This is a genomic window from Streptomyces sp. DSM 40750, from assembly GCF_024612035.1.
In the GTDB taxonomy this organism is placed as follows: Bacteria; Actinomycetota; Actinomycetes; order Streptomycetales; family Streptomycetaceae; genus Streptomyces.
Map to the genome: position 1 here is coordinate 7,392,298 of NZ_CP102513.1, position 24,653 is coordinate 7,416,950.

The window sequence follows — 24,653 nt, forward strand, 5'->3', positions numbered from 1 at the left end:
CTGATCGGCACTCTCACGCCTGATTCAACTCGAACCAGACAACCTTCCCCGCACTCAACCGAGTAGCCCCCCACCGCTTGGCCAGCCGATTGACCAGGTAGAGCCCACGGCCCCCCTCGTCCGTCGCCCGGGCCTGCCGGAGCCGAGGCAGCTGAGGCACGTCATCGGTCACCTCACACCGCAGTACATCGGTCCGCAGCAACCGCAACGTCACCGGCCGCGTCGCATACCGCACCGCATTGGTGACGACCTCACTGATGAGCAGCTCGACGGAGTCGGTCAAATCCTCAAGACCCCAGCGGGACAGCGCATGCCGAGCCAGCCGCCGCGCACGCCCCGGAGCCATCTCCTCCGGCTCCAGGAACCAGTACGCGACATCGCTGGGAGCGATCCCATCGAACCGCGCGGCGAGCAGCGCGATGTCGTCGTCCCGGTCCCCCGGGCCGAGCATGTCGAGCACCTCGTCGCACAGCGCTTCCAGCGGCGGCGGATGATCCGGCCCGGTCAACTGCGCGGTCGCGGCCAGCTTCTCCCGCAACTGCTCTATCCCGGTCCACACATCCCGGAGCCGGGACTCCACGAGCCCGTCGGTGTACAGCAACAACGTGCCACCGGCCGGCGCGTCCAGCTCCACCGCCTCGAAGTCCACCCCGCCCACACCGATCGGCGCACCCGGCGGCACCCGCAGCACCTCGGCACGCCCGCCCAGATGCAGCAGCACCGGCGGCGGATGCCCGGCGTTGGCGATGGTGATCCGATGCGAGACCGGGTCGTACACGGCGTACAAGCACGTCGCCATACGGTCCGTACCCAGCCGCTGAGCCTGCTCGTCGAGGTGGTGCAGCACCTCCTGCGGCGGCAGATCCAGTCCTGCCAGCGTCTGCGCGGTCGTCCGCAGCTGCCCCATGATCGCGGCGGACGTCATCGAGTGCCCCATGACGTCACCCACCACGAGGGCGACCCGGCTGCCCGGCAGGGGGATCGCGTCGTACCAGTCGCCGCCGACCCGCGCCGTCTCGGCGGCCGGCAGATACCGGTGCGCGAGCCGTACGCCGGTGCAGCGCGGCAGCGCCTCCGGCAGCATCGTGCGCTGCAACTCGTCGGCGATGTACGCCTCGCGGCCGTACAGCACCGCCTTGTCGATGCCGAGCGCGCTGTGCGTGGCGAGCTGGGCGGCGACCAGCAGGTCGTCCTGCTCGAACGCCATCCGCTCCGGGCGGCGCAGGAAGACCGCCGCCCCGATCACCCGGCGTCGGCCGCGCAGCGGTGCGAGGATCGCCCGCTGGCCGGTCGGCACGGTCAGTTCGGCGTCCGGCCCGAGCAGTTCGGGCAGCGCGTCGTGCGCGGCGGGCGCGTCCGCGAAGACCGGCCGTACGCCCCGCAGCACCTCGGCGAGCGCCCCGCCGGGCCGCACCTCGCACTGCTCGGCGGTGACCACCGCCAGATCGACGGGCTGCTCGGGCTGGAGCACGGGCATGAAACCGCCCTCGGTGTCCCGCTCCTCGGGGATCCGGTCGGTGCGGCGCAGGCGCAGCACCATGGGCCCGGTGGGCCGCTCGTCGCCGACCGGCAGCGGCTCGCGCAGATACACGAGGATCGCGTCCGAGAACGTCGGCACGGTGGCCCGGCACAGACCCATCACGATCTCGTCCAGGTCGATGCCGCGGGCGATCCGCCGGGTTGCGGCACCCACGAAGCGCAGCCGGTCGCCGTCCCGCCGCATGGGCATGGGGGCGCCCGGCGGCACTCCCTGCCCGCTGCGCCGCTCCAGACCGCCGGTACCGGCCGACCGGTCCGGCTCGCCGCCGGGCTGCGCCGGGATGGTCTCCGGCGTGGGCCGAGGGCGATGCGGGTCGGGCTCGGTGGCCGCGGGCTGGGAGTGCTCGGAGAGCGCCGGCTGGGCGTGCTCCGAAGGGGCCTGTCCGCTCTTCGCGCACGAGGCCGCGGTGCCCGGCTCGGCCGGCGCGTCACCCATGCGTGCCTGTGTGGGTAAGGCCGCGGCGGGCGTGGTTCGCAACGGCTCCTGGGTACGCAGGAGCGCCCCGCGGGGATCCGTGGGGCCGGCGCCGCTCTGAGGGCGCTCGTGGGAGGTGGGGTGCTCCGTCACGCGTGTCGAATCCATCCGTCCGGGACTGCGCGTGGTGCGCGCAGTGCGTCCCGCAAACCCGATACTTCGTCCCGCAGAAAGGCCGATACCCGGATTACGTGTCCTGGGAACGGAATTCCCGCGTGGTCAGAGGCAGTTCCTGTGCCACACACGGTACCGGTGGGCTCGCCGAACGGCAGTACTGCCCGTCCGTCAGGCCGTCTCCGGCTCATCCCGGTGTAACCCTCGTACCCCTTGATCACGTCTTGCCGCCCCTCGGTGACGTACGGTCAAGCCCTGTCCGAACTGCGGGAGTTGCCCCTGTGAACTCTTGCGGAGGACGATCCTACGGTTGCGGACCGGGGGCGCATCAAGGGTCTCATGAGGACAAGTGCGCGGGCGTACGGTCCCAGTCGTCCGGGAGAGACGGTACTCCCCACGCCGGATTCGGGCGCCAGTGCTGCCAGCTGTCCGAGAACGGCGGGCCCCACGCGCGGATCACCTCCACCGCCGACCGCCCCGCCTCCCGCACCCGCTCGGCCGCAGAAGCGTCCATCAGGCCGTCCTGCTGAGCCTGTGCGAACTCGTCCTCGTCGAGCCAGTTCCAGGACCGGTCCGGATACACGCAGATGTCGAGGAAATGATCCTCGGAGTCCACACCGCCGTCCCAACGGGCCAGCGGCGTCTCCAGATTGACGTACCAGTTCTTGAAACGCCAACCCGGCTCCCAGAACAGCCACACCGACCAGGGCTCGCCCGGCCGCGCCAGCTTCAGCACCCCGGTGCCGGACCAGCGGCCGAGTCGTACGCTCCGTGGCTTCTTGTACCGGGATGTGAGCGGTTCCGAGTTGAGCGAGGTGCCGTCCGCGAGCACGGGCCGTACACACTCGGTGCCGGGCGCCATCCACACGGCCAGCAGATCCTCGTCGTCGCGTACGACCGTGACGGGGCGCGCGATATGGAAGCGTTCGCCGCCGTTCTCCCGGTAGCGCCACAGGATCTGACTGCCGGGCTCCCAGAACGCCGTCGATCCGCCCGCTTCCACTCGTCTCACCACTCGGTCGTCTCCCATGCGCAGATATTAGGTGTCATGCGCATATGACGCTGCGGTACCGGTCACGGTTCACGCCCTGGCGAGAATCGGTTACCCGAGTGTCATCTGACAAGGCTGAAACTCGCCGTCGGGTCACGGCCGCGTCATCCGCAGGACATCCAGGGCCTCGTCGAGCTGCTCCAAGGTGAGATCGCCGCGCTCCACGTACCCGCTCCCCAGGACGACCTCCCGAATGGTCTTCCGTTCGGCCAGCGCCTTCTTGGCGACCTTCGCGGCTTCCTCGTACCCGATGTACTTGTTGAGCGGGGTGACCACCGACGGCGAGGACTCGGCGTACTCGCGGGCCCGTTCCCGGTGGGCGACGATCCCGTCCACGGTCCGGTCGGCGAGCAGTCGCGAGACGTTGGCGAGCAACCGGACGGACTCCAGGACGTTCTTGGCGATGACCGGCAGCATGACGTTGAGCTCGAAGTTGCCGGAGGCGCCCGCCGTGGTGACCGTGACGTCGTTCCCCGTGACCTGCGCGGCGACCATGAGCACGGCCTCCGGGATCACCGGGTTGACCTTGCCGGGCATGATCGACGAACCGGGCTGGAGGTCGGGCAGGCTGATCTCCGCGAGGCCGGTGCGCGGTCCGGACGCCATCCACCGCAGATCGTTGGCGATCTTGGTGAGGGACACGGCGATCGTACGGAGCTGCCCGGACGTCTCCACGATCCCGTCCCGCGCCCCCTGCGCCTCGAAGTGGTTCCGCGCCTCGGTCAGCGGCAGCCCGGTGACCCGCGCGACCTCCGCGATGACGGCGGCGGAGAACCCGGGCGGTGTGTTGATCCCGGTCCCGACGGCCGTACCGCCCAAGGGGAGTTCGGCGAGCCGGGGGAGCGAGGCCTCCAGCCGCTCGATGCCATAGCGCACTTGGGCGGCGTACCCGCCGAACTCCTGGCCGAGAGTGACCGGTGTGGCGTCCATGAGATGCGTACGACCGGACTTCACGACGTCGGCGAATTCCTCGGACTTGCGCTCCAGGGCCGAGGACAGATGCTCCAGGGCGGGGATCAGATCACGCGTGACGGCGGCGGTGGCGGCGATGTGGAGGGAGGAGGGGAAGACATCATTGGACGACTGCGAGGCGTTGACGTGGTCGTTCGGATGCACGTCCCGGCCGAGCCGCTCGCTCGCGAGCGTGGCGATGACCTCGTTGGTGTTCATGTTCGACGACGTCCCGGACCCGGTCTGGAACACGTCCACCGGGAAGTGCTCGTCCCAGCGCCCCTCCGCGACCTCCGCGGCCACGTCCTGGATCGCCTCGGCGATGTCCTTGTCGACCACGCCCAGTTCGGCGTTCACCTTCGCGGCGGCGCCCTTGATCCGGGCCAGGGCCTCGATATGGGCGCGCTCGATCCGCTGACCCGAGATCGGGAAGTTCTCCACCGCCCGCTGTGTCTGGGCCCGCCACTTGGCGTCCGCCGGCACTCGGACCTCGCCCATGGAGTCGTGTTCGACGCGGTAGTCACTCATGCCGGGTACAGCGCTGCCGGGGGCGGGAGTGTTCCCGGCAGCGGCAGCGACGTACCCGTCTGGACTACGTGATGTACCCGGTCGTCGGCTCATACAGCGCCGGACTGCCTTCGTCTCGCGCCAGGATCTCCGTGTAGGCCGATTCGGCCGCTCGCTCACGGGCGGCGTCCGACGCCTTGTAGGACAGGAAGTCCTTGGTCGATCCCTCCAGGAGAATCCGGCCGTGGTTCATGACGGTGACGTGGTCGGCCTCTTCGGCCAGGTCCGTGACGTCGTGCGTGGACATCAGGACACGGACGTCCTGGGACAGATCGTTGAGGATATTCCGGAAAACCCGCCTCTGACGCGGGTCCATGCCGGCCGTGGGTTCATCCATCAGGATCACCTGCGCATCGTGCACCAGGGCACATGCCAGCCCGACGCGGCGCAACTGCCCACCGGAGAGCTGACTGGTCCTCCGCTGCGCCACTTTCTCCAATTCGACGCGCGTCAAGGAAGCGGCTGCTTTTTCCCACGCGGCAGTTTTGCTCATCCCTTTGAGCCAACCGCAGTACGCCACGTATTCACGGGCCGTGAGCCCCGAGAGGGCAACGATGTTCTGCGGCATCCAGGAAACCGATCGCAGGTACTCCGTCCGGGTCGAGCGAAGCGAACCGAGGGATACGGTGCCAGATCGCGGACGCACAGCCCCTGAAGCCAGCTTGAGGAGCGTCGATTTTCCGGCACCATTGGGGCCGAGCAGGATGGTCAGGCCTTCGGGAAGCGCATAGTTCAAGTCCTCGAAGACCGGGGCGCGCCATCGTCGGTAAGCGTAGGTGCAATTGCTGAGGACAATGCTCACAAGCCCCTCCTGGAAGAAACGAAGAAGTGGAAGAGGGTACCCAGGCCGAAGGCGCCCAAGGCGCCGATCCACGCATGGACTGCACCCAGCGGCTCGGGAATGATCGACCAGGGGTACGGATCCCTCGGCGACCTGTATCCGGTGAGAAAGACGACGCAGACCCAGGCCATCGGGAGCACGGACGTCCCCTGCCCCAGTACGGGCCTGAAGATGAGCAGCAGACCGACGAAGAACAGCACATTTCGGGCGGCCGCCAGGGAGTGGTGAGATCCGCCGGTCATCTCGAGCAGGGCCGCCAGGGCAAAAGCAAGGAATGCCGACGAAAGGATCAAGTACATGTCCAGTGCCCGTACCGGGCGGACCGACGTTCCTTCCTGGTGTTCCAGGCGGGATTCAAGACAGAAGAAGAGTCCGGTGGTCAGTGGTATGGGGGCGAGCAGAACAAGCCGCGCCGGAATGATGTTCCCCAGGCCGAGTGACGGAAGATCCGCTGTGACGTCGTCCGTCATGATCAGGAGGATGCCGTACCCCACAAGTGAAGCGGCCAGAACCGAATGTGCCCGTCTGACCTTGAACCACCATGTCATGGCGCTTCCTCGCAGGCATCGGCAAGTAGTTTCTCGTACCAGGCCTGCTGCTTGTCCCGCGATTCGGCCCGGGCCTCTCGCGCCTGCTTCTTGATCTCCGCCACAGCCGCCGCATTCGAGTCGGCCCGCGCCGCCCATCGATCAAGGAGCTTCTCATAGGCCGGGCCTTCACCTGCCGTGGTGGCGACCCACAGCGACGCGGTGTGGACGATCACCTGGTCGGGTCCCGCGCAAGGGAAATGCAAGGAGGACAAGGCGATCTGGTACCGCACGTCTCCACGCGTCACGCCGGCGGTCAACTGTGCTCGCCACACGGCGTCGGTCGACGATCTCTGATGCCGGCCGTCGGACAATCGATCGGTGATCAGTCTCGGTGTCTCGCTGATTCCGGCCACCTTCAGCTCTCGTGCGACCGATACCGCCTGAGTGTGGACGAAATCCAGCTTCGCCGCGGAGATCTCCGGCATGCAGACCTCTGGCGACTTCCCCGTGCAGACCACGGGAGCAGCGCCGGTGACAACCGGCGTACTGGCACCCCAACTCTGCACCATGGAGTAGGCGGCCGGCACTCCCGCGACCGCGATTCCGGCTGCGACGCAGCACCGCAGCATCAGATGACGCGGTGAGATCCAGATGAGCGTCGACGCAACGGCGACGGCCCCGATGAGGACAAGGGGAGCGAGCAAGGCGTTACGTGTGGGGAGCTCCCCGAACATGAGTGGCTCGAAGAAGTAGCCCACGAGGTGACGCCAGGCGTACGAATAGCCGGCTACCGAAAAGGCCACGAAGTAGTAGACGAGCCCTCCCAGGATGGGGGCCGATATGAGGCGAGGGGTCCAGAAGCCGACTCCGTACCCGATCGCGATGTAGGCCACGCAGATCAACAGCTGCTGACCGAGGAGGACGAGACTGCTGACCGTGGGTCGGACACCGGTCTGAACGAAGGCCAGAGCGGCAGGCAGCGCCAGCATCAACCCGGAGACCAGGAGAATCGGAACACCGGCATTGATCGCCACCCGGAGTCGTGTGCGCACGATGGGGGAGTCCCAGACGCGGCCCTCCTTGAGACGCCCCATCTCCCAGACCGCCATCGTGGCCGTGACGGCGTAGGCCAGGGCGCATATGGGCCCGATCGCATTCACCACGACCGTGGGCGCGTACCCATGGTTCGGGAGGAGCGAAATGTGGTTGTCGAAATAGTAGAAGAGCACTATGCCGATGGCAAAGGGGGAGATACGCAGCGCGGAGCTGCTGCGCAGACTTGTTAGGAATCTCACCGGCGTCCTGATTCAGAGTGGCCGGGCGGCCCGGAACAGCATTCCGGACCGCCTCGGAGATGAGCTGCGGCAAGTCATTGTTCTCGGCTGCTAGCCATCGGCAGCAGTGGTGTCCTGAACGACTCTGTCCACGTTCAGGGACGGTCCGTCCGCCTGGTAGCCGTCAACTCCTCGGATGCTGAAGTAGTAGCCGCCGATGTATTCGTCGTCCACGTAGTCGGCTCTGCTGTAGGGCAGGTTGTGCCACACGCCGGTGCTGGTTTCGTCACCGTCGTACCACGTGAAGCACTCGCTGAACACCTTGCGGTCGTACCCGATGTCGGGACTGTTGTTGACCACCCGCCAGAGTCTTATCTCCGTGCTGACGCTGGGTCCTGACGACGAGCAGGTGATGAAGTGCACCTGCGAGTAGTCCTGATCGGTCCAGCGGCGGGACTCGTCCTCGAAGTACCAACCGACGATCCGGGACTCCCAATTCGCGTTGGCGGCGGGAGCTCCCGCGAAGACGGCCATGGCCGCGCACCCCGATACCAGACCAGTCTGAAGTGTCCGTTTCAATCCGGTTACCCCTTCCCGAATTTTACTTGAACCTTTGACGTCAAGTGCCTGACGAGACATTAGGTAGCAAGCGGTCTGCGGTCAATGAATGTTGCAAAAGGGAATCGAGTGGTCACCCCGGCCGCACACCTGACGGGCCGCCAGGAGGAAGAGCCGCAGGTAGGGGGCTCGGCGGTCGGTGTCAGCCGCCTCGCTCCTTCTCGCCCTGCGCCTCCGCAGGTCCTGGCGGGTTCTCGCGGGTGCAGCCGCACTGTCGCCGGCCCTCGTGGCCGGTTGCTCGGACTCCGGCGGTACCCGGCCGGCAAGGGCGGTTCCGAGGCGGCAGCCGAGGAGAGCAAGGCGGCAGCCGAGGCGAGCAAGGCGTCGGCCCTGACTGCGGCGGAGCTGGAGAAGGTCGCGCTGAAGCACGGGGACGTCAAGGGGCACAAGGTCACCGATCCCGCCACGACCGTCGAGCAGGAGTACGTGACGACGGAGGACGAAGCGTGCGCGCCGGTGGCGTACGCGGCGATCGGCACGGTCGTTGACGAGCCCAGCGCCACCGTCCGGCGCGAGTCGGACGCCGCCGACGACGCGTGTCGTCGTCATCCGCAAGTGCTGTGGTGCGACCCCGGGGGTCCCGCTGCCGCGAACGACACCGCCCCCACCCGCAATGCGCAGGTGGGGGCGCCCGTCGAACAGCGTCGCTTACGCCAGCCCAGGCCCCCGCACCGGAATGCTCGTGAACGTCGGCGCCGGCGCCGGGTCCTTGAAGAAGTCGTTGCCCTTGTCGTCGACGACGATGAACGCGGGGAAGTCCTCGACCTCGATCTTCCAGACGGCCTCCATGCCGAGCTCCTCGTACTCGACGACCTCGACCTTCTTGATGCAGTCCTGCGCGAGCCGGGCCGCGGGCCCGCCGATCGAGCCGAGGTAGAAGCCGCCGTGCGACCCGCACGCGTCCGTGACCTGCTGCGAGCGGTTGCCCTTCGCCAGCATCACCTTGGAACCGCCCGCCGCCTGGAACTGCTCCACGTACGAGTCCATCCGGCCGGCCGTCGTCGGACCGAACGAACCCGACGCGTACCCCGCGGGAGTCTTCGCCGGACCCGCGTAGTACACCGGGTGGTCCTTCAGGTACTGCGGCATCTCCTCGCCCGCGTCCAGCCGCTCCTTGATCTTGGCGTGCGCGATGTCACGGGCCACGACCAGCGGGCCGGAAAGCGAAAGCCGCGTCTTCACCGGGTACTTGGTCAGCTCGGCGAGGATGTCGTCCATCGGCTGGTTGAGGTCGATGCGCACGACGTCCGACGACTCGTCGAGGTGCTCGTCGGTCGTCTCCGGCAGGAACCGCGCCGGGTCCGTCTCCAACTGCTCCAGGAACACACCCTCGGCGGTGATCTTCGCGACGGCCTGCCGGTCGGCCGAGCAGGACACGGCGATCGCGACCGGGCAGGACGCGCCGTGCCGGGGCAGCCGGACGACCCGTACGTCATGGCAGAAGTACTTGCCGCCGAACTGCGCGCCGATCCCGATCTTCTGCGTCAGCTCGAAGACCTTCTCCTCCAGCTCCTTGTCCCGGAACCCGTGCCCGAGCGGCGACCCCTCGGCCGGGATCTCGTCCAGGTAGTGCGCGGAGGCGTACTTGGCGGTCTTCAGCGCGTACTCGGCGCTCGTACCACCCACCACGATCGCGAGGTGGTACGGCGGGCAGGCGGCCGTGCCCAGCGAACGGATCTTCGCCTCCAGGAACTTCATCATGGAGGCCTCGTTCAGGACGGCCTTCGTCTCCTGGTACAGGAACGACTTGTTGGCCGAGCCACCACCCTTGGCCATGAACAGGAACTTGTACGCGCCGCCGTCCGTCGCGTACAGCTCGATCTGGGCCGGGAGGTTGGAGCCGGTGTTCTTCTCCTCCCACATGGTGAGCGGAGCCATCTGCGAGTAACGCAGGTTGAGGTTCAGGTAGGCGTCGTAGATGCCGCGCGAGAGGGCTGCCTCGTCGCCGCCCTCCGTGAGGACGTTCTGCCCGCGCTTGCCCATCACGATCGCCGTACCCGTGTCCTGGCACATGGGCAGCACACCGGCGGCCGCGATGTTCGCGTTCTTCAGCAGGTCCAGGGCGACGAACTTGTCGTTGCCCGACGCCTCGGGGTCGTCGATGATCCGGCGCAGCTGCGCCAGGTGGGCCGGGCGCAGATAGTGCTGGATGTCGTGGATGGCCTCGGCGGCGAGCTTGCGCAGCGCCTCCGGCTCCACCTTGAGGAACGTGCGCCCGTCGGCCTCGAAGGTGGAGACACCCTCGGAGGTCACCAGCCGGTACGGGGTGGTGTCCTCTCCCATGGGGAGCAGATCGGTGTACTCGAACTCAGGCATGTCGCCCATTCCTCACTCGACAAGGCTGTTCTCAGGCTCGCGCGCCCTGTGGCTCACTCGCCGACGGCTGACCTCCGTTGGCAGCGCCACCAGCGTAGAACCTGCCCCGGAGAGCGGACTTGTGAGGTAAGGCTCAGTCCGTCGTCCACGAGTTGTCCACACCCCTAGTCGCGATCTATCGCGAGTGGGTATTCTGCTGTCGTGGACCTTCAGAAGCGCCCCACCCAGGAACCGCCGTTGCCGTCTGCCGAGCTGCGCGCCTCCGACGCCGACCGCGACCGCATCACCGACCTCCTGCGCGACGCCCTCGCCGAGGGCCGCCTCACCGCGGAGGAGCACTCCGAGCGGGTCGAGGGCGTGCTCGCCGCCAAGACCGTGGGCGAACTGGACGTCTTCGTACGGGACCTGCCGGCCGGCCAGGCCCGGAAGGCGGCGCCGGCGTATGTGCCGCCCGTCTCCTCCGTGCCCAACCGCCCGACGCCGGGCGCGATCCCGATCGACCCCGACGACCGCCTGATGGCCGTCTTCAGCGCCTCGATGCGCAAGGGGCGTTGGCGGGCCGGCCGCCGTATCCACGCGTACGCGATATTCGGCAGCGTCGAGATAGACCTCAGCGAGGCGCTCTTCGAGCACCGCCAGGTGATGATCAAGGCGATCTCGATCTTCGGCAGCGTCGAGATCCGCGTCCCGGAGAACGTCTCGCTGCGCGGCAGCGGCGGCGGCATCCTCGGCAGCTTCGAGGTGGACGCGGTGGATTCGGGCGAGACCGACGCACCCGTCGTCTATGTGGACGGACTGGCCGTACTCGGGAGCATCGAGGCGAAGCCCAAGCGGGGCAAGGTGATCACCGACCTCCTCGGCCGGGTGACCGACCATGTCGCCCGCAAGGTGGACGATCATTTGCGCAAACACCTGGACCGTTGACGGTTGTGAATTCGACCACGCCCGGACATCGCCCGAAAGGGTCCGATCCGGTTGTGACCGCATGGTGATGACGCCGAATTCCAGCGGATCGGGACTCAGTGCATAGGCCCGCGCACAGCGGGTAGGCCTTGCTGCATCGTCTCTCGCTCGCGAAGCCGTCGTCAGGAGTAGACCGTGCTGCATCCGCCGCATTCGTCCCTGCAGGTCGCTGCCGTGCCGCCCCAGCGGGTGCCAGTGCGCGACAGGGACCAGGACGCCCCGTGGCACACGGAGGCCGTGTGCCGGCGCGACGAGGCCGGGCTGTTCTTCGCCCCCTCCAAAGAGCCCACCGCGGCCCGGCTCTCCCGAGAGGAAGCCGCCAAGCGCGTCTGCGCCCGCTGCCCCGTCATGGTCGAGTGCCGGGAACACGCACTCCTGCAACCCGAGCCCTATGGAGTCTGGGGTGGCCTGACAGCGGCGGAACGCCGGGTGGTGCTGGCCCGAAGGCGCCGCCGAGACCTGGAGCTGCAGAAGGCGGCCAGGGCGACCGGGACGATAGCGGCCGCAGGCTGAACCCATACATACACGCCAAAAGGGCACCCTCTCCGCACAAGAGGGCGCCCTTTTGACGCTATGTGAGGGGCGCGCCCCCAAGGCGCGCGGGGAACTGCGTGACCAGCCACGGACAACCCGCGGCTCAGAGACGGCTGCAGTCCCCCCTCGTTTCACGGCTCAACCGGCGGAGCTACTTGGCCTTCTCGAAATCGATCGAGCTGTAGGCCCGCAGCTTGCTCAACCGATGCACCGAGTCGATCCGCCGCACCGTCCCCGACTTGGACCGCATCACGATCGAGTCGGTGGTCGCGGTCTCCGACCGATACCGCACACCCCGAAGCAACTCGCCATCCGTGATCCCGGTCGCGACGAAGAACACGTTCTCCCCGGACACCAGGTCATCGGTCATCAGCACCCGGTCGAGGTCATGCCCCGCATCGATCGCCCGCTGCCGCTCCGCGTCGTCCTTCGGCCACAACTTGCCCTGGATCGTGCCGCCGAGGCACTTCACCGCGCAGGCCGAGATGATGCCCTCGGGCGTACCGCCCACACCGAGCAGCAGATCGACACCCGTGCCCTCCCGCAGCGCCAGGATCGAGCCCGCGACATCCCCGTCGGAGATGAGCTTGATGCGCGCCCCGGCCTCCCGGATCTCCTTGATGATGCCTTCGTGCCGGGGCCGGTCGAGGATGACCACGGTCACATCGTCCGGGGCGGACCGCTTCGCCTTGGCGACCCGGCGGATGTTCACCGACACGGGCGCGTTGATGTCGACGAAGTCGGCCGCCTCGGGCCCGGTGACCAGCTTGTCCATGTAGAAGACGGCCGACGGGTCGAACATCGTGCCCCGGTCGGCCGCCGCGAGCACGGCGATCGCGTTGGTCATGCCCTTGGCCGTCAGCGTCGTACCGTCGATCGGGTCGACGGCGATGTCGCACTCCGGGCCGGTGCCGTCACCGACGCGCTCGCCGTTGAAGAGCATCGGAGCCTCGTCCTTCTCGCCCTCCCCGATCACGACGACGCCGTTCATCGACACGGTGGAGACGAGGGTCCGCATGGCGCGCACGGCGGCTCCGTCGGCCCCGTTCTTGTCCCCGCGGCCGACCCAGCGGCCTGCGGCCATCGCGGCCGCCTCGGTCACCCGTACGAGCTCCAGGGCGAGGTTCCGGTCGGGGGCCTCGGAGGGGACTTCGAGCTCGGACGGCAGCTGATGATTCTCGGTCATCGGAACGCACCTTTCTGATACGACGACGGCCGGATGAGGGTTCCGCCCGACTCTATCGTCAGTCCGACAGAATGAGCAGGGGACCCCACGGATGAGCAGACCAGTGCACCTGCGACGATGAGGGCGTGGCAGGCATGAAAGGCAAGCAGACCGTTCGCGACATGGTCCTCTCCCTGGGGCTCATCGTGCTGGCGGCATGGGTCATCTATCTCTTCATCCCGCATGACGACACCGAGCCGGAGCTCAAGCGTGTCGACTACCGCGTCGAGATGCTGACGGCACGCCGTGCGGCCTCCTATCCGGTGGCCGCGCCCGAAGGCCTGCCCAACACCTGGAAGGCGACCTCCGTCCGCTTCCGGGGCGACGAGTCCGACCACTGGCACCTCGGGTTCCACGATCCCGACGGGCAGTACGTGGCGATCGAGCAGTCCGCCGAGAAGCCGTCCCGGTTCATCCAGGACGCCACCCAGGACGCCAAGAAGACCGAGGCCACGCAGCAGATCGGCGACGACACCTGGACGCGGTACGAGGGCGAGCGTTACGACGCCCTCGTTCTGGAGAACGAGGGCTCCACGACCGTGATCGCGGGAACGGCGTCGTTCGACCGGCTGACGAAGATGGCGGAGGCTCTCAAGACGGAGTGAGCGCAGATGGTGTGAGCCCGCGCGAGGCCGGGTGCACGCGCGTGACATGAACGTACGAAGGGCCCCCGGCGATCATGCCGGGGGCCCTTCGTACGTTCATGTCACGCGGAGAGACTTGGTGGGGCTCAGACCGTGGTGATGACCTGCTCGAACTCCAGGCGCGGGGAACGCGGGTAGGACGCGCCCTCGCCGGGCCTGCCGATGTTGACGACCATCAGCGGGGTGTGGTCGTCGTCCAGGAACTCCTTCTGGACACCGGCGAAGTCGAAGCCGGTCATCGGGCCGGCGGCCAGGCCCGCGGCGCGCACACCGATGATGAAGTACGCGGCCTGGAGGGCGGCGTTCATACCGGCGGCGGACTCGCGGGCCGCGCGCTCGGCGAAGAAGAGCTCCTTGGCCTGCGGGAACGCCGGGAACAGGGCCGGCAGCTCCTCGTGGAACTCGTTGTCCGCGGCGAGGATCGCGACCAGGGGGGCGGTGGCCGTCTTGGCCTGGTTGCCCTCGGCCATGTGCGGCACCAGACGCTCACGGGCCTCGGCGGAGCGGACCAGGACGATGCGCAGGGGGGTCTGGTTGAAGGCGGTCGGGCCGTACTTGACCAGGTCGTAGATCGCCTGCACCTGCTCCTCGGTCACCGGCTCGTCGGTGAACGTGTTGGCGGTGTGAGCCTCGCGGAACAGCAGGTCCTGGGCGGCGGGGTCGAGAACGAGCGACATGGGGACAACCTTCGTGAGGCAAGCGGTTTACGTCGTCGACGCTACGCGAAGGATGTTCAAATTTCAACCAAGATGGGGGCTGTGATCCGCTTCACAGACCCCCAGTGGTCGACCGGCCGGAAATCAACCCCTCTTGTCCTCGCCGCCCTGCTCCTCGTCCTCCGCCAGCGCCGCGTCCAGCCGCGCCCGGGCCCCGTCCAGCCAGCGGCGGCACACCTTGGCCAGCTCCTCGCCGCGCTCCCAGAGGGCGAGGGACTCCTCCAGCGTCGTACCGCCCGCCTCCAGACGGCGGACGACCTCGATCAGCTCGTCCCGCGCCTGCTCGTACCCGAGGGCGCGGTCGGCCTCGGAGGCCCCGGCCGCCTCGGTCGTCCCGTCGGCCTCGCTCACGTTGCTGGTCATGCGGCCCACCTTATGCGTCCCCTCCGACAGTCCCGGTTCCGTCGACCCGGACGACGAACTCGCCCTCGGCCACCCGCGCCCGCAACGCCTCCTCCGACGTGACCTCACCAGGCGCGCGGACCACATGGCCGTCGGCCCGCTGCAGCACCGCGTACCCCCGCTGGAGCGTCGCCGCCGGGGAGAGGGCCACCACGCGCGCGTGGGTGTGCGTCAACTCCGAGACGGCACGGTCCAGATGGTGACCGAGGCAGCGGCGGCCCCGGTCGATGAGCGAGGCCACCTGGTCGGCACGCTCGTCGATCATGCGGTGCGGATCCTCTATCGAGGGGCGCGCGAGGGCGTGCGCGAGCCCCCGCTCCTCCCGGTCCACGAACGCCTCCACGCACCGCCGCGCGCGGTCCCGCAGCCACCGCACCCGCTCGTACTCCTCGCCCACGTCCGGCACGACCTTCTTGGCCGCGTCGGTCGGCGTGGACGCGCGCAGGTCCGCCACATAGTCCAGCAGCGGCGTGTCCGGCTCGTGGCCGATCGCCGACACGACCGGCGTACGACAGGACGCGACCGCCCGTACGAGCTGCTCGTCGGAGAACGGCAGCAGGTCCTCCACGCTGCCGCCGCCGCGCGCCACGATGATGACGTCCACGCCGTCCAGCGCGTCCAGTTCCTTCACCGCCTGCACGACCTGCGGCACCGCGTGCACGCCCTGCACGGCGACATTGCGCACCTCGAAGCGGACGGCCGGCCAGCGGTGCCGCGCGTTCTCCAGCACGTCCCGTTCGGCCGCGGAGGCCCGGCCGCACACGAGCCCGATCAGCTGCGGCAGAAAGGGCAGCGCCTTCTTCCGCTCGGGCGCGAACAGCCCCTCGCTCGCCAGGGACTTCTTCAGCTGTTCGAGGCGGGCCAGCAGTTCACCGACCCCGACCGGCTTTATCTCGGTGGCCCGCAGCGACAGCTGCCCGCGCGGCGCGTACCACTCCGGCTTCGCGTGGACGACGACCCGCGCGCCCTCGCTCACCACGTCCGCGATGGCGTCGAACACCTGTCGGTAGCAGGTCACGCTCACGGAGATGTCGTGCGACGGGTCCCGCAAGGTGAGGAAGACGACGCCCGCGCCCGGGCGCCGCGACAACTGCGTGATCTGTCCCTCCACCCACACCGCGCCCAGCCGGTCGATCCAGCCGCCGATGAGCCGGGAGACCTCGCCGACGGGGAGGGGGGACTCGGCGGACGTGTTGAGAGCCATGCGGCCGAGCGTAGCGGGGGGTGCCGACAAAGCCGCCGAAGAGCTCGGGGGAGGGGCTGCGTTGGCGGCTGCGGGTGGTTCGTGGCTGATCGCGCAGTTCCCCGCGCCCCTGAAAAGCAGGGGCTGCGCCCCGTGCTTTTCGGCCCGCAGGACCGTCGTCCTTCAGGCCCGCAGGGCCTGATCTTTCAGGGGCGCGGGGAACTGCGCGAACAACCCCCACAACCCGCACTCGCCCCCAACCGCATCCAGCGGAGCTCTTCCGCGCTGTCTCGCGGCGAAGGCCCCGCAAGGGAACCCCCTACGATGGAAGACATGACCGCTTCGCCTGGCCGCCGCCGTGTCCTCCTCGCCGCCCCGCGTGGCTACTGCGCGGGCGTCGACCGTGCCGTGATCGCCGTAGAGAAGGCCCTGGAGCAGTACGGGGCCCCGATCTACGTCCGCCACGAGATCGTCCACAACAAGTACGTCGTGCAGACGCTGGAGAAGAAGGGCGCCATCTTCGTCGAGCAGACGGAGGAGGTTCCCGAGGGGAACATCGTCATGTTCTCGGCGCACGGCGTGGCCCCGACCGTCCACGACGAGGCCGCGCGCGGCAAACTCGCCACCATCGACGCGACCTGCCCGCTGGTCACCAAGGTCCACAAGGAAGCGATCCGGTACGCCAACGAGGACTTCGACATCCTCCTGATCGGGCACGAGGGCCACGAAGAGGTCATCGGCACGTCGGGCGAGGCGCCGGACCACATCCAGCTGGTCGACGGACCCGAGGACGTCGCCAAGGTCGAGGTCCGCGACCCGTCCAAGATCGTCTGGCTCTCCCAGACCACGCTCTCGGTCGACGAGACCATGGAGACGGTCGGCGCGCTCAAGGAGAAGTTCCCGCTGCTCGTCTCGCCGCCCAGCGACGACATCTGCTACGCCACGCAGAACCGCCAGCTCGCCGTGAAGCAGATGGGCGCCGAGGCGGAACTGGTCATCGTGGTCGGCTCCCGCAACTCCTCCAACTCGGTCCGCCTCGTCGAGGTCGCCAAGCTCGCCGGCTCCCGCGAGGCGTACCTCGTGGACTTCGCCAGCGAGATCGAGGAGGCCTGGCTGGAGGGTGTGGAGACCGTCGGCGTCACCTCGGGCGCCTCCGTCCCGGAGATCCTTGTCGAGGAGGTCCTGGAGTGGCTCTCCCAGCGCGGCTTCGAGGACGTCGAACTGGTCAAGGCCGCCGAGGAGTCGATCACCTTCTCCCTGCCCAAGGAACTGCGCCGCGACCTGCGCGCGGAGGCCGCCACCCTGGTCGCCGAGCGCACCGGACAGGGCCCCGCCGGAGCCTGACTTCCCGAACACGCGTGTACGGCCCCGGAACGTGAAGGTTCCGGGGCCGTACACGTTCGAGGACGTGAGGGTTCCCGCACCCGGCGGCGGCGGGCTACCTCGTGAACATGACTGTCTGTCGTACGACGTAACGTAGGGCCATGCACATCTTCGGCGTGGACATCGGTGGTTCCGGGATCAAGGGCGCTCCCGTGGACCTGGACCTGGGCGACCTGGCGGACGAGCGGTACAAAGTGCTGACCCCGCACCCGGCGACGCCCGACTCGGTGGCCGACGGGGTCAAGGAGGTCGTCGACCACTTCGGCTGGACCGGCCCGGTCGGCGTCACCTTCCCCGGTGTGGTCACCGGCGGTGCCACGATCCGTACGGCGGCCAACGTCGACAAGAGCTGGATCGACGTCGACGCACGCGCCCTCCTCGGTGACCGGCTCGGCGGCCAGCCGGTGACCGTGGTGAACGACGCGGACGCGGCGGGCGTCGCCGAGATGCAGTTCGGCGCGGGGCGCGACCGTCAGGGCACGGTCATCCTGCTCACCTTCGGCACGGGCATCGGCAGCGCCCTCTTCTCCGACGGCGTCCTCGTGCCCAACACGGAGCTGGGCCACCTGGAGCTGCACGGCCACGACGCCGAGACCCGCGCCTCCACCAAGGCCAAGGACGACCACGAGCTGACCTGGGAGCACTGGGCCAAGCGCGTCACCACGTACCTGGCCCACGTCGAGATGCTCTTCTCGCCCGAGCTCTTCATCATCGGCGGCGGGGTCAGCCGCAAGTCCCAGAAGTTCCTCCACCTCATCGAGGACATCAAGGCGGAGATCGTCCCGGCCCAGCTGCAGAACAACGCGGGCATCGTGGGCGCGGCCATGCGGGCGGCGAAGGCCGGTTAGGAAAGAGCTGCCTACCGGGGCGGTCGGGAACGGCCGACTAGGAACTCCGGGGGACCGTACGGCGAGGCCGGGCCGGAGGCCTCGGGGCCCGGGGCCCGACCGCCCGGCCTCCGTGCGGAGGCCGGGCCCGGACACCAGGTGTCCGGACCTGGCCCTGCCCACCGATCCGCTCCCGCACCCGTTCCCTCTCCCGCTCGGCCGCCCGCTGGGCCATCAGCCGGACCTTGCGCACGGTCACGATGAGCCCGGCGACGAGGGTGCCGCCGTACAGCCAGCCCGCCTGCATGGCGAGGGCGGTGACCAGGGCCATCAGGTGTCCGCCGAGGCCGCCCTCGCCGCCGGCGATCAGCGGCAGACCGGCCGCGAAGGCGATCGGTACGACGACCGGGGCGCTCGCCAGGTCACCGCCTCGCACCCACACAGCGCTCAACGCGCTGACCAGCAGGAACAGCACCCCGTACAGGGTGAGGGACGCGCCGAACAGCAGCCGGTCGAGGCCGGCGAGCGCGAACATCGTCACCCCGCAGAACAAACCGCAACCCAGCCCGGTGAGACGTGGGTTCGGCATCCGGCGCACGGCCCGCAAGACGCGCCGTACGGCTTGGACCAGCCTAGGTACGGGCCCGCGCGCGACCGGAGCACGACGCGGCACGCCCGCGCCGGGACCCCGGCCCCCTCTGCTCGCCTGCGGAGGAAGGGGGGCGCCGCTCAGCGGCCCGGTCCGAGAGGGATGCGTCCTTTGCTGCTCCACTCGACCAACTTAGGTCGGTTAATGTGCCGAATGGGTTCAGAGACACGCCGTTGAGCGGACCTTGGCCAAGCGTTCGATACCTCGCCGGACCGGGCGTCGGCACGCCGTAAACTGGGGGATCGGCCAGCCCTCTGGCCGCTGGGGCACGATCCGCCGGACCTGCCTCGGCCCCAGGACCTGCCGCTCCAGCCCCCCGGCCGCCTGGCCCTCCTACGTACGGGAAGTCGCAAACGTGTCGCTCACGATCGGAATCGTCGGTCTGCCCAATGTCGGCAAGTCGACCCTGTTCAACGCCCTGACCAAGAACGACGTGCTGGCGGCCAACTACCCGTTCGCCACGATCGAGCCGAACGTCGGCGTCGTGGGCGTCCCGGACGAGCGCCTGGCCAAGCTGGCCGAGATCTTCGGCTCGCAGCGCGTCCTCCCCGCCACCGTCGACTTCGTCGACATCGCGGGCATCGTCCGCGGCGCCAGCGAGGGCGAGGGCCTCGGCAACAAGTTCCTCGCGAACATCCGCGAGTCGGACGCGATCTGCCAGGTCATCCGCGCCTTCCAAGACGAGAACGTCGTCCACGTCGACGGCAAGGTCTCGCCCAAGGACGACATCGAGACGATCAACACCGAGCTGATCCTCGCCGACCTCCAGACCATCGAGAAGGTCCTGCCGCGCCTCCAGAAGGAGTCGCGCATCAAGAAGGACATCGCCCCGAAGGTCGCCGCCGTCGAGGCCGCCAAGGAGATCCTGGAGAAGGGCGACACCCTCTTCTCGCAGGGCATCGTGCAGGGCTCCGGCAACGAGGAGCTCCTCCACGACCTGCACCTGCTCACCACCAAGCCGTTCCTGTACGTCTTCAACGTCGACGAGGACGAGCTGACCGACGAGGACTTCAAGAACGAGCAGCGCGCCCTGGTCGCCCCCGCCGAGGCGATCTTCCTCAACGCCAAGCTGGAGCAGGACCTCGCCGAGCTGGACGAGGCGGACGCGATGGAGCTCCTGGAGTCGGTCGGCGCCGAGGAGCCCGGCCTCGCCACCCTCGCCCGCGTCGGCTTCAACACCCTCGGCCTGCAGACGTACCTGACGGCCGGCCCCAAGGAATCCCGCGCCTGGACCATCAAGAAGGGCGCCACCGCCCCCGAGGCCGCCGGTGTCATCCACACCGACTTCCAGAAGGGCTTCATCAAGGCCGAGGTCATCTCCTTCGCCGACCTCGTCGAGACCGGCTCGGTCGCCGAGGCCCGCGCCAAGGGCAAGGCCCGCATGGAGGGCAAGGACTACGTGATGCAGGACGGGGACGTCGTCGAATTCCGCTTCAATGTGTAGTCACTTCGCTACCGCTCGCTAGTTGATTCCTCAAGTGTGCAGTTCGGAAGGGGTCGGGCTCCGATGAGCCCGACCCCTTCGTCGTACCCGTGCTGGTCAGGCGCCGGGGACGACCTGGGCTTGGGAGGTCTGCTCTTCTGTGGCGGCCTGGCGGAGGCCGCGCCGGCCGGAAACCAGGAGCAGGACGAGGCCGAACGGGATCCAGCAGCCCAGAGTGAGTGCGGCGCCGCGACGCCGGTACCGTCGAAGAACGCGTTGGCGCGCAGCAGGCTGCCGGATGCGCCGGGCGGAAGGAGTTGGCCGAGGGTGGCCCAGCCGTTCGGCAGCCAGTGCGGTCCGCGGGCGAGGCCGGAGAGCGGGTTGCCCAGCAGCATGATCACTGCCTCGCCTGTTCGCGGGCGTCGGAAAGTGGCTCACCTCCGACATCGCGGCAGGCCGTATCCGCGATCTGACACCGCTGCTGCTCATCCAGCAAATGGTCAGCCCGCTGGTCACGCACCTCCTCCTCCGGCCGGCCACGCAACAGGTCCCCGACCTGCCGCCCCGCCCATCGAAGAGGTCTGCGACACGTTTGCCGACGCCTTCCTTCGCGCCGTCGCCCTGCCTCCTACCTCGGCGGCGGTCCCGTCGACCCGCGCGGGGTGAGCGAGGGGGTGGCGACCCGGTGGGACGGGGGGTCCTCGTCGTCGATGACCGCGAACAGGGTCCGGGCCACGTCGGCGCCGAACCCGTGCACGTCGTGGCTCATCGCGGACAGCGGTGGGTGGGTCAGCCGGCACAGCTGGGAGTCGTCCCAGGCGAGCAGGGAGAGGTCACGCGGAATCGAGAGGCCCAGTTCGGCGGCGACGGCGGTCCCGGCGACGGCCATGATGTCGTTGTCGTAGAGGATGGCCGTGGGTCGCTCCGCCATGAGCAGCAGTGAACGGGTGGCGCGGGCCCCCTCCTCGCCCTCGTAGCCCGTGGCGACCTGAAGGTCGTCGGCGATGCCCAGTTCCCGTGTGGCCTCGGTGAACGCCTTCGCGCGGATGGTGCTGTGGCCGAGCCCGGCGGGCCCGCCGACGCGCGCGATACGGCGGTGGCCGAGGGCCGCCAGATACCGTACGGCCTCCGTGGCGGCGGTGGCGTCGTCCGTCCACACCGAGGTGAAGCCGCCCGTCAGCGACGGGTGACCGACCGCCACCGCCGGGAGCCCGACGGCCCGCAGCGCGGGCACGCGAGGGTCGTCCTCGCGGAAGTCGACGAGGATCGATCCGTCTGTCTGCCGGCCCTGCCACCAACGCTGCTGGAGTGCGATCTCCTCGTCCACGTCCCGCACCAGGTGCAGGAGGAGCGAGCACGACCGCTCGGCCAGCACGCTCTCGACCCCGGAGATGAACTCCATGTAGAAGGGTTCCAGGCCGAGCAGCCGGGCCGGCCGGCAGATCGCGAGGCCGATGGTGTCCACCCTGGTGCCGGACGACAGGCCGCGGGCCCGGGCGTTGGGTGCCCAGCCCAGCTCCCGGGCCGCCTGGAAAATGCGGTCCCGGGTGGCGTCGGACACCCCGGCCTTGCCGTTGAAGGCGAGCGACACCGCTCCCTTCGACACGCCGGCCCGGGCCGCGACGTCCTTGATGGTGACGCGTTGGGTGGATGCGCTCACGCCGGTTCCACGCAGAGGATCGCAGCGCGGGCCGGTCCGGCGGCGGGCTCGGGCCGGCCGTAGACGCGGACCCTGGTCTCCTCGCCGGGGGACAGGGTGACGAGACTCGTGTCGGCCAAAGCGCCGGGGGTGAGGCGGTCGGGTTGCCTCACGGGGGCGTGCGCGGCGCGCAGCCCGTCCACGTCCGCGACCAGGAACTCGCCGTCCCCGGTGAGGCCGAGTGCGTCCACGGGCAGCGGTGTCCGTACCGCGTCACGCGCCGCGCCGACCGTCCTCCGTACCGCCTCCGCCTCCGCCTCCGCCTCCTCGCGAGTCGGCGTGAAGCGCACGTGGAGCTCTCCGGCTCGGCCGCTGACGTCGAACCGGTGGCCGCGGTGCATGGTGCGGGTCGGTCCGAACTCCTCCCCGGCCAGAATGATCCCAACCGCGGTGTCCAGGCCGTCGAAGCCCAGGTCCGTGCGCTCGTGCGCGGTCTCGGCCGTGAGCCGGGTGCTGTACGACCAGGCCCGGTCGCCGGCCGGGGTGACGTCCTTCATGCGCGGCTCCCCTCGCGTGAGGCGCAGTTGGTTCTGGTTGCGGCGCACGCCAACCTAGCCGCCAGGACGAGCGGTGTCCATAAACCGGTATAGCACCCCGCGATGTGCCCTATCTGTCGAGGCTGCCTGCTTTTGACGGGCGGATTCAGCGCATCCTGAGCCTCTCGCTGGAAACCAGTGAGTATCGCGATGATGCGGTGAGCTTTACCGGTTCAACGCGAACGTCGACGGCGAGGTGCACGGCCTCGCCACCCTGGGCGAGGTCAACGGGTTCGGGAGCACCGTCGCCGGACCCGTAGGGGTTCGGCCCTTTTACCTGTTCCGTGTCGGGATCGTGGGGTTTCGGGGGTGTCGATCTCCCGGGACGGGAAGTGCTTGAGCAGGCAGGCAAGTCGGGCAGGGGAGAGGGGGCCATATGTGGGTGGCACTGGCGATACTCGGCGTGCTCGTCGTGTTCAACGGTGAGTTTCGTGTGCTGGCGGTCGCCGCAGCGGCGCTCCTGCTGTGGGTCGGGTACAAGCGGAGCAACATGCTGCTGACTGCGGTCGGCGCGGGGTTCCTCGCGCTGATGCTGTACGCGGCGTACTGACTCCGACTCCGTCGTTCGCCGGATTCGGCCCCGGTCAGGAGTGTTCGTCCGGGGCACCCCGGGTCGCGGCCTGTCGGCAGGCCTCCGCGTGCGCCCGTACCAGCGGGCGCCCGGCGTCCTCCGTCCGCCAGGCCAGGACGTAGCGGCTCGGGGTGACCTCGTGCACCGGGCGGGTCGTGGCCGCCCAGGATGAGCAGGGGGACGTTGCCCGTGGCGACCGGACAGGCTCCCAGGCCGGCCACGAGGGCGGCGTGCCGCGCTGCGCCGCGCGCGCCTCCGCGACCGCCGCGGCGCCCCCCAAGTTCGCAGGCCCGCGTCCCCTCGGCCCCTGCCTAGTTTCCTGCCGGCCCTGTCTTCAGCCCCGCCCCGCACAACGGCACCACCGCCGTGCGTCCCTCGAGCGTCCCCTCACGTACGGCCGCCCAGCAGGCCACGCCCGTCGACTCGACGTACAGCCCGCGTGAGGCCAGGTCGCGTTGGGCATGGCGGAGTTGGTCCTCGGTGACGGTGAGGAAGGTGCCGCCGGAGGTGCGGACGGCGCGGAGGATCTGGCGGGCGCGGGGCGGGTGGGGGATGGCGATGCCCTCGGCGAGGGTGGGGGACGTGGGGGTCACTCCGACGAGGTCGTCGGCGCCCTCGGTCCAGGCGTGGGCCAGGGGAGCGACGGCGGCGGACTGGACGGCCCAGAGGGCGGGGCGGCGGTCGATGAGACCCGCCGCGTGAAGTTCGGCGACGGCGAGGGCCGCGCCCAGCAGCAGCGTGCCGTTGCCGACGGGGACGACGATCACCTCGGGGAGGCGGCCGCCGAGGTCCTCCCACAGTTCGTGGACGTAGGTCTTCGTACCGTGCAGGAAATAGGGGTTGTAGACATGCGAGGCGTAGAAGACCCCGTCCACGTCGGCCGCCTCGCGCGCTGCCCGGGCAGTCGCTTCGCGGTCGCCCTCGACGAGGTGGAGCCGCGCGCCGTGCGCGTCGATCTGCTCCAGCTTCTTGGCCGACGTACCGGCCGGGACGTACACCGTGCAGGGCAGCGCGGCCCGGGCGCAGTACGCGGCGACCGCCGTGCCCGCGTTGCCGCTGCTGTCGGCGACGACCCGCCGGGGGCCGAGCCGGAGGGCCAGTTCGGCGAGGAGCACCGCACCGCGGTCCTTGAAGGAGAGCGTGGGCATCAGGAAGTCGAGCTTGGCCTGGATGCCGTCCTTGAGGTCGACCAGCGGGGTCCGGCCCTCACCCAGTGACACCGTGGGCGCAGCCAGGGGGAGGCATTCGGCGTAGCGCCAGAGGGAGTTCACGCGGCCGGCCAGGGACTTGAGCGGTGCCGGTGTGGGCGCGAAGTCCAGGTCCAGGGGGCCGCGGCAGGCCGGACAGCACCAGGCGAGGGAGGCGGCGGGGACGCGCGTACCGTCCGTCGGGCAGAAGCGATCCGGCAGAGGGGTCATGAGCGAAGGGTAGTGATCTCCAGGCGCGGATCGCCGCTCCCGACGACACCGACACCGACACCGACACCGACGCCGGCATCGGCACCGGCGCTGAAGGCGTACGGCAGCGAGCGCAGCGCGTCGACTCGTGGGCCCCGCGGTTCCGACATCGCCCTGATCACGCGGGGGCGGGGATCTGTGTTCCGCCTCGCCCCGGGTCTCGCC

24 protein-coding genes and 1 pseudogene are annotated in these 24,653 nt (G+C 69.2%); 7 read left to right on the plus strand and 18 right to left on the minus strand.

Going from position 1 to position 24,653, the window contains the following annotated elements; all coding sequences use genetic code 11:
• Positions 1 to 13 precede the first annotated feature (13 nt).
• From JIX55_RS33010 to JIX55_RS33045, 8 genes are all read right to left on the minus strand, one after another.
• Complete coding sequence (locus tag JIX55_RS33010; RefSeq protein WP_257566874.1) at positions 14 to 2,122, minus strand: ATP-binding SpoIIE family protein phosphatase; 2,109 nt, start codon at positions 2,120 to 2,122, stop codon at positions 14 to 16.
• 343 nt (positions 2,123 to 2,465) lie between these two features.
• Entirely contained in the window at positions 2,466 to 3,158 is a 693-nt protein-coding gene (gene fomD, locus JIX55_RS33015) for a cytidylyl-2-hydroxypropylphosphonate hydrolase (RefSeq protein ID WP_257566875.1), read from the minus strand.
• Between the two features lie 114 nt (positions 3,159 to 3,272).
• Complete coding sequence (locus JIX55_RS33020; RefSeq protein WP_257566876.1) at positions 3,273 to 4,658, minus strand: class II fumarate hydratase; 1,386 nt, start codon at positions 4,656 to 4,658, stop codon at positions 3,273 to 3,275.
• Between the two features lie 64 nt (positions 4,659 to 4,722).
• Complete coding sequence (locus JIX55_RS33025; protein ID WP_257566878.1) at positions 4,723 to 5,499, minus strand: ABC transporter ATP-binding protein; 777 nt, start codon at positions 5,497 to 5,499, stop codon at positions 4,723 to 4,725.
• Positions 5,496 to 6,008, minus strand: a complete 513-nt coding sequence (locus JIX55_RS33030) for a hypothetical protein (protein ID WP_257566880.1) — start codon at positions 6,006 to 6,008, stop codon at positions 5,496 to 5,498. Before JIX55_RS33030 ends, JIX55_RS33025 begins: the two co-directional genes overlap by 4 nt.
• A 74-nt stretch (positions 6,009 to 6,082) precedes the next feature.
• Positions 6,083 to 7,297 (minus strand): DUF7224 domain-containing protein, encoded by a 1,215-nt coding sequence (locus tag JIX55_RS33035; RefSeq protein ID WP_257566881.1) that lies wholly within the window; start codon positions 7,295 to 7,297, stop codon positions 6,083 to 6,085.
• Positions 7,298 to 7,453: 156 nt separating this feature from the next.
• The gene (locus tag JIX55_RS33040) at positions 7,454 to 7,876 is read right to left on the minus strand and encodes a hypothetical protein (protein ID WP_257566882.1); all 423 of its coding nucleotides are present in this window, start codon (positions 7,874 to 7,876) and stop codon (positions 7,454 to 7,456) included.
• 732 nt (positions 7,877 to 8,608) lie between these two features.
• Complete coding sequence (locus JIX55_RS33045; protein WP_257566883.1) at positions 8,609 to 10,276, minus strand: fumarate hydratase; 1,668 nt, start codon at positions 10,274 to 10,276, stop codon at positions 8,609 to 8,611.
• A 201-nt stretch (positions 10,277 to 10,477) separates the two neighbouring features.
• Here JIX55_RS33045 and JIX55_RS33050 point away from each other — a divergent pair, with 201 nt between their 5' ends.
• Both JIX55_RS33050 and JIX55_RS33055 read left to right on the plus strand, forming a co-directional pair.
• Entirely contained in the window at positions 10,478 to 11,200 is a 723-nt protein-coding gene (locus tag JIX55_RS33050; RefSeq protein ID WP_257566884.1) for a DUF1707 SHOCT-like domain-containing protein, read from the plus strand.
• A gap of 174 nt (positions 11,201 to 11,374) precedes the next feature.
• Positions 11,375 to 11,752 (plus strand): WhiB family transcriptional regulator, encoded by a 378-nt coding sequence (locus JIX55_RS33055; protein ID WP_257566885.1) that lies wholly within the window; start codon positions 11,375 to 11,377, stop codon positions 11,750 to 11,752.
• 172 nt (positions 11,753 to 11,924) lie between these two features.
• Here JIX55_RS33055 and glpX read toward each other — a convergent pair whose 3' ends face one another.
• Positions 11,925 to 12,959, minus strand: a complete 1,035-nt coding sequence (gene glpX / locus JIX55_RS33060) for a class II fructose-bisphosphatase (RefSeq protein ID WP_257566886.1) — start codon at positions 12,957 to 12,959, stop codon at positions 11,925 to 11,927.
• Between the two features lie 134 nt (positions 12,960 to 13,093).
• Between glpX and JIX55_RS33065 the strand changes: the two genes are divergently transcribed.
• A complete protein-coding gene (locus tag JIX55_RS33065; protein ID WP_257569567.1) occupies positions 13,094 to 13,603 on the plus strand; it encodes a DUF4245 domain-containing protein in 510 nt (169 codons plus the stop codon).
• A gap of 125 nt (positions 13,604 to 13,728) precedes the next feature.
• Here JIX55_RS33065 and JIX55_RS33070 read toward each other — a convergent pair whose 3' ends face one another.
• The 3 genes from JIX55_RS33070 to xseA all read right to left on the minus strand — a co-directional run bounded on the left by JIX55_RS33070 (position 13,729) and on the right by xseA (position 15,964).
• On the minus strand, positions 13,729 to 14,319 hold the full coding sequence (locus tag JIX55_RS33070) for a malonic semialdehyde reductase (protein WP_257566887.1): 591 nt from the start codon (positions 14,317 to 14,319) through the stop codon (positions 13,729 to 13,731).
• 123 nt (positions 14,320 to 14,442) lie between these two features.
• On the minus strand, positions 14,443 to 14,721 hold the full coding sequence (locus JIX55_RS33075) for an exodeoxyribonuclease VII small subunit (protein WP_257566888.1): 279 nt from the start codon (positions 14,719 to 14,721) through the stop codon (positions 14,443 to 14,445).
• A 10-nt stretch (positions 14,722 to 14,731) separates the two neighbouring features.
• Positions 14,732 to 15,964: an exodeoxyribonuclease VII large subunit gene (gene xseA, locus JIX55_RS33080; RefSeq protein WP_257566889.1), complete on the minus strand. Its 1,233-nt coding sequence runs from the start codon at positions 15,962 to 15,964 to the stop codon at positions 14,732 to 14,734.
• Positions 15,965 to 16,267: 303 nt separating this feature from the next.
• Between xseA and JIX55_RS33085 the strand changes: the two genes are divergently transcribed.
• On the plus strand, positions 16,268 to 17,287 hold the full coding sequence (locus JIX55_RS33085; RefSeq protein WP_257566890.1) for a 4-hydroxy-3-methylbut-2-enyl diphosphate reductase: 1,020 nt from the start codon (positions 16,268 to 16,270) through the stop codon (positions 17,285 to 17,287).
• A 140-nt stretch (positions 17,288 to 17,427) separates the two neighbouring features.
• Positions 17,428 to 18,174: a polyphosphate--glucose phosphotransferase gene (ppgK, locus tag JIX55_RS33090; RefSeq protein WP_257566891.1), complete on the plus strand. Its 747-nt coding sequence runs from the start codon at positions 17,428 to 17,430 to the stop codon at positions 18,172 to 18,174.
• A 37-nt stretch (positions 18,175 to 18,211) separates the two neighbouring features.
• Here ppgK and JIX55_RS33095 read toward each other — a convergent pair whose 3' ends face one another.
• Positions 18,212 to 18,688: a DUF6542 domain-containing protein gene (locus JIX55_RS33095; protein ID WP_443046738.1), complete on the minus strand. Its 477-nt coding sequence runs from the start codon at positions 18,686 to 18,688 to the stop codon at positions 18,212 to 18,214.
• Between the two features lie 469 nt (positions 18,689 to 19,157).
• Between JIX55_RS33095 and ychF the strand changes: the two genes are divergently transcribed.
• Positions 19,158 to 20,246, plus strand: coding sequence for a redox-regulated ATPase YchF (ychF, locus tag JIX55_RS33100; RefSeq protein ID WP_257566894.1), 1,089 nt, complete (start codon positions 19,158 to 19,160; stop codon positions 20,244 to 20,246).
• Between the two features lie 96 nt (positions 20,247 to 20,342).
• Here the strand turns inward: ychF and JIX55_RS33105 are convergent.
• The 3 genes and pseudogenes from JIX55_RS33105 to JIX55_RS33115 all read right to left on the minus strand — a co-directional run.
• Positions 20,343 to 20,635, minus strand: a pseudogene (locus tag JIX55_RS33105) (hypothetical protein); the annotation flags it as partial.
• A gap of 218 nt (positions 20,636 to 20,853) precedes the next feature.
• Positions 20,854 to 21,885, minus strand: a complete 1,032-nt coding sequence (locus JIX55_RS33110; RefSeq protein WP_257566895.1) for a LacI family DNA-binding transcriptional regulator — start codon at positions 21,883 to 21,885, stop codon at positions 20,854 to 20,856.
• Positions 21,882 to 22,421 (minus strand): glycosyl hydrolase 2 galactose-binding domain-containing protein, encoded by a 540-nt coding sequence (locus JIX55_RS33115; RefSeq protein ID WP_257566896.1) that lies wholly within the window; start codon positions 22,419 to 22,421, stop codon positions 21,882 to 21,884. Before JIX55_RS33115 ends, JIX55_RS33110 begins: the two co-directional genes overlap by 4 nt.
• Positions 22,422 to 22,842: 421 nt before the next feature.
• Here JIX55_RS33115 and JIX55_RS33120 point away from each other — a divergent pair, with 421 nt between their 5' ends.
• Entirely contained in the window at positions 22,843 to 23,010 is a 168-nt protein-coding gene (locus JIX55_RS33120; RefSeq protein WP_257569738.1) for a hypothetical protein, read from the plus strand.
• Positions 23,011 to 23,044: 34 nt separating this feature from the next.
• On the opposite strand, the gene JIX55_RS51550 is transcribed toward JIX55_RS33120, so the two are convergent.
• A complete protein-coding gene (locus JIX55_RS51550; RefSeq protein ID WP_443046583.1) occupies positions 23,045 to 23,176 on the minus strand; it encodes a hypothetical protein in 132 nt (43 codons plus the stop codon).
• A gap of 166 nt (positions 23,177 to 23,342) precedes the next feature.
• The gene (locus JIX55_RS33130) at positions 23,343 to 24,449 is read right to left on the minus strand and encodes a threonine synthase (RefSeq protein ID WP_257566897.1); all 1,107 of its coding nucleotides are present in this window, start codon (positions 24,447 to 24,449) and stop codon (positions 23,343 to 23,345) included.
• Between the last annotated feature and the right edge of the window lie 204 nt (positions 24,450 to 24,653).

What these genes read in the sequence shown, in the direction of transcription:
- JIX55_RS33010 (WP_257566874.1), bottom strand. Translation starts at nt 2,122, where the DNA reads ATGGATTCGACACGCGTGACGGAGCACCCCACCTCCCACGAGCGCCCT.
- fomD (WP_257566875.1), bottom strand. Translation starts at nt 3,158, where the DNA reads ATGGGAGACGACCGAGTGGTGAGACGAGTGGAAGCGGGCGGATCGACG.
- JIX55_RS33020 (WP_257566876.1), bottom strand. Translation starts at nt 4,658, where the DNA reads ATGAGTGACTACCGCGTCGAACACGACTCCATGGGCGAGGTCCGAGTG.
- JIX55_RS33030 (WP_257566880.1), bottom strand. Translation starts at nt 6,008, where the DNA reads ATGACGGACGACGTCACAGCGGATCTTCCGTCACTCGGCCTGGGGAAC.
- JIX55_RS33040 (WP_257566882.1), bottom strand. Translation starts at nt 7,876, where the DNA reads ATGGCCGTCTTCGCGGGAGCTCCCGCCGCCAACGCGAATTGGGAGTCC.
- JIX55_RS33045 (WP_257566883.1), bottom strand. Translation starts at nt 10,276, where the DNA reads ATGCCTGAGTTCGAGTACACCGATCTGCTCCCCATGGGAGAGGACACC.
- glpX (WP_257566886.1), bottom strand. Translation starts at nt 12,959, where the DNA reads ATGACCGAGAATCATCAGCTGCCGTCCGAGCTCGAAGTCCCCTCCGAG.
- JIX55_RS33065 (WP_257569567.1), top strand. Translation starts at nt 13,094, where the DNA reads ATGAAAGGCAAGCAGACCGTTCGCGACATGGTCCTCTCCCTGGGGCTC.
- JIX55_RS33070 (WP_257566887.1), bottom strand. Translation starts at nt 14,319, where the DNA reads ATGTCGCTCGTTCTCGACCCCGCCGCCCAGGACCTGCTGTTCCGCGAG.
- JIX55_RS33075 (WP_257566888.1), bottom strand. Translation starts at nt 14,721, where the DNA reads ATGACCAGCAACGTGAGCGAGGCCGACGGGACGACCGAGGCGGCCGGG.
- xseA (WP_257566889.1), bottom strand. Translation starts at nt 15,964, where the DNA reads ATGGCTCTCAACACGTCCGCCGAGTCCCCCCTCCCCGTCGGCGAGGTC.
- JIX55_RS33085 (WP_257566890.1), top strand. Translation starts at nt 16,268, where the DNA reads ATGGAAGACATGACCGCTTCGCCTGGCCGCCGCCGTGTCCTCCTCGCC.
- ppgK (WP_257566891.1), top strand. Translation starts at nt 17,428, where the DNA reads ATGCACATCTTCGGCGTGGACATCGGTGGTTCCGGGATCAAGGGCGCT.
- JIX55_RS33095 (WP_443046738.1), bottom strand. Translation starts at nt 18,688, where the DNA reads ATGTTCGCGCTCGCCGGCCTCGACCGGCTGCTGTTCGGCGCGTCCCTC.
- JIX55_RS33115 (WP_257566896.1), bottom strand. Translation starts at nt 22,421, where the DNA reads ATGAAGGACGTCACCCCGGCCGGCGACCGGGCCTGGTCGTACAGCACC.
- JIX55_RS33130 (WP_257566897.1), bottom strand. Translation starts at nt 24,449, where the DNA reads ATGACCCCTCTGCCGGATCGCTTCTGCCCGACGGACGGTACGCGCGTC.